2 protein-coding genes and 2 pseudogenes are annotated in these 2,953 nt (G+C 42.2%); all 4 read left to right on the top strand.

What is annotated here, in order from left to right:
* A pseudogene (locus B5V00_RS17265) lies at window positions 1–189 on the top strand (nucleotidyltransferase domain-containing protein); the annotation flags it as partial.
* A gap of 340 nt (window positions 190–529) precedes the next feature.
* Window positions 530–1,159, top strand: a complete 630-nt coding sequence (locus B5V00_RS16745) for a hypothetical protein (RefSeq protein WP_085011950.1) — start codon at window positions 530–532, stop codon at window positions 1,157–1,159.
* Window positions 1,160–1,535: 376 nt separating this feature from the next.
* Window positions 1,536–1,637 (top strand): annotated as a pseudogene (locus tag B5V00_RS17660) (transposase); the annotation flags it as partial.
* Between the two features lie 199 nt (window positions 1,638–1,836).
* Window positions 1,837–2,688 (top strand): hypothetical protein, encoded by an 852-nt coding sequence (locus B5V00_RS16740; protein ID WP_085011949.1) that lies wholly within the window; start codon window positions 1,837–1,839, stop codon window positions 2,686–2,688.
* Window positions 2,689–2,953: the final 265 nt, after the last annotated feature.

Raw genomic sequence — 2,953 nt, 5'->3', positions numbered from 1 at the left:
ACCTACTCGGACCTCGACCTGGCGCTGGTGGCCGAGAAGCCCATCGACTGGCGGCTGGAAGAGCTCAGGGATGCCTTTGCCGAGTCCGATCTGCCGATTATGGTCGATGTCCTCGACTGGCATGGCATCTCACCGCGATTCCGTAAGGTTATAGAAGCCGGTTATGAGGTACTTGACCTGGGGGACTGAGAAGGGCTGGGGAGATCCCAGATTCATCCGAATTCCGAAACTGCCGGTGGATTCGGGATCTATTTGATCTTGTTCATGGTGGCGAAACATGTTAGAAAGATAGGTGTTTTGTTGATCTGCTGGTAATGGAGGGGACCATGAGCGGAAGGAATCCGCGCCAGAATCAGAAAGCCGCACCCGCTGTCGTCGCAGCCGGGGCGGCTTTTTGCGTTTGTGGAGGGATATGGACATTCGAGCGACACTCAAGCCGGGCAGAACGGCACTAAGGAACTGACCCGCCGCTATGGCGACAGGCTGGTCTGTGTCCGTTACCGTTGATATTGCAAGAATAAAATAATTCATGAATATTCAAATTAGTCCCAACTATACATATGAAAAACTAGAAAGCATGAATGTCGATGACTTCATTGACATTTTTGAAGACAGAACAAGAGTATGGCTTCTTGATACAGTCAGCCATTTACTGGAACTTGAGCATGGGTACTTTGCGGCAATATCTTTACTTTTAACCTACTTTGAAGGAATCGCTATTTACCTTGAAGGAAGAGATAGTCAAGACAAATCAAAGGCATTTTTCAAAAAAGGTTTTGTTGATGTTTTCAAAAAATCAGGATTCGACGAACAATTATTGAATAAAATCGGAAGCGAATTTTACAGTGAGGCTAGATGCGGCTTTTTTCACGACGGTATGTTTCGAAATAAAATTTTAATCTCTTTCATGAAAAAAGAAGCCCTGACAATAACATTTCCCAAAATTGACGGAATCCTCGACTTAAATGGCAACATAGAATCAATAATTGTAAATCCGAAGAGCTTTTTCGATTCCATAAATTTTCACTTTGAAAGTTTCATTTCTGACTTAAAGAATAAGACGAATATAGACCTGCGATCCAAGTTTGAAGGTGCATGTTTAGTGAAATGGAAACCAACCGAACCTGGGCCAATTGTTGGGTTCGAGGAACCAAAGTAAAAGCAATAGTATCAAGAAAATGAAGCGGACGGGTTATACAGGTGTGCTTCCCGAAAAACAAAACCTAAAATTGCGGTGGTAAACGGTAACGGTTATGAGGTGCTTGACCTGGGGGACTGAAAAGGGCAGGGGAGGTCCCAGATTCATCCGAATTCCGAAATTGCCGGTGGATTCAGGATCTATTTGATCTTGTTCATGGTGATGAAACATGCTAGAAAGATAGGTGTTTTATTGATCTGCCGGTAATGGAGGGGACCATGAGCGGAAGGAATCCGCGCCAGAATCAGAAAGCCGCACCCGCTGCCGACGCAGCCGGGGCGGCTTTTTGCGTTTATGGGTTTGTCTCTTCGGCCACCTCATCGATGTCATCGGCATCAAGTGATTCAGTCTGCGGGGCAAGAAGAAGGTCAACGGACAATGGCAGATGATGACCATGCTGCACAACATGACCAAGATCCACCGATTCGGGATGATTTAAGGCAAAAAAAAGAAAAAAGGGAGCAAAATCGGCCGATAAACGGTAGAATTTCCGACAATTCACACTGAGGAGACAGCTATCGCCTGGTCATGCCAGACCTGACGGGCGGTTTACGGAAAGAAAAAATTCAACCGGGCTCGGGGATTGCTCTTGTGGGAGGGTTTTTCTACGGGCTCGTTAGCGTTAAAAAAGGAACAAAATGAGACATCTATGCCTATTGCTATTTATCATTATTTCCACTTTCTTCGCTGGATGCGTCCAACAATCGGAATATGATGAGTTAAAAAAAGAAAATGAGGTATTAAAAAAACGACTTTCAGAAGTTTCTGCAGAGTTAGAAGATCTGAAATTTGGAAAGGAACGCTTGCTAAAGGTGGCATCAGCACAACTTTCTAATAAAGAATATAGTGCGGCAAAAAAAACCACCCTTCTACTAACCATCAAACACCCTGAAATATACAAAGATAAAGAGTACTTATCCTTAACGAAGCGAATAGATGCAGAAATAAAAAAAGAAAAAGCAGCACTAGCAAAAAAACGAAAAAAAGCCGAAGAAGAGGCACGAAGAAGAGAACGAATTGCAAATAAAAACATAAAAAAGAAGTATGACGAATTTCAAAAAATCACATGGTTTAGAACAAAAAGAAATGTTTTCTACCATAAAAACAAAAACACTAAATTCAAAGTCGAATTATACTTTGGTAAAGAAGATTCAGGTGAGAAATTCTTCAGATTAAAAACAAGATATGAGGATCTTCGGTCTGACTACCATGAAACCAACTGGATTTTCTATGAAAAAGTTCAACTTATAAGTGACAACGGTGCAAGTTTGGTCATTCGCACCGAATACCCAGATAAACAATCTGACAACGGTGGTGGAGGTCTCGCTGAATGGTCAGATAATTACATAAAAGAAGATAAAATATTTAAATTCGAAAATTCAAAAACAATAAAAGTCATGTTTGACGGAAAATATCGACATACGTTTAAAATGACAAAAGAACAGCTAGCTGGATTTAAGGAAATAATTAATAAATACAAAAGGACCTAGTACCAAATAAATCAACCGGACTGTTGATACAGGAGCGATTCTCGAAAGGGTCTCTACTAGTTTCGGCGCCCTGTCGCAGCCGGTTATCACTAACCGTTCGGCATAAATAGAAGCATATATGGCAATGTGCGGCTTATAGGCAGATTTATTATTGTGCATCGGCAGAAAATCAATGGTGTCAGGCTTGCAAGTTGGTAAGAATCGATTAGGTTAAACCATGGCCCGAAAACCCCGCATTCATTATCCCGGTGCGCTCTACCACGTC

The organism is Geothermobacter hydrogeniphilus, from assembly GCF_002093115.1.
GTDB lineage: Bacteria > Desulfobacterota > Desulfuromonadia > Desulfuromonadales > Geothermobacteraceae > Geothermobacter_A > Geothermobacter_A hydrogeniphilus.
The sequence above is the reverse complement of the archived record's forward strand: the minus strand, read 5'-3'. Positions and strand labels throughout refer to the sequence as shown.

Bases quoted from the DNA above. Each gene is read 5' to 3' on its own strand.
- B5V00_RS16745 (WP_085011950.1), top strand. From the start codon at position 530: ATGAATATTCAAATTAGTCCCAACTATACATATGAAAAACTAGAAAGC.
- B5V00_RS16740 (WP_085011949.1), top strand. From the start codon at position 1,837: ATGAGACATCTATGCCTATTGCTATTTATCATTATTTCCACTTTCTTC.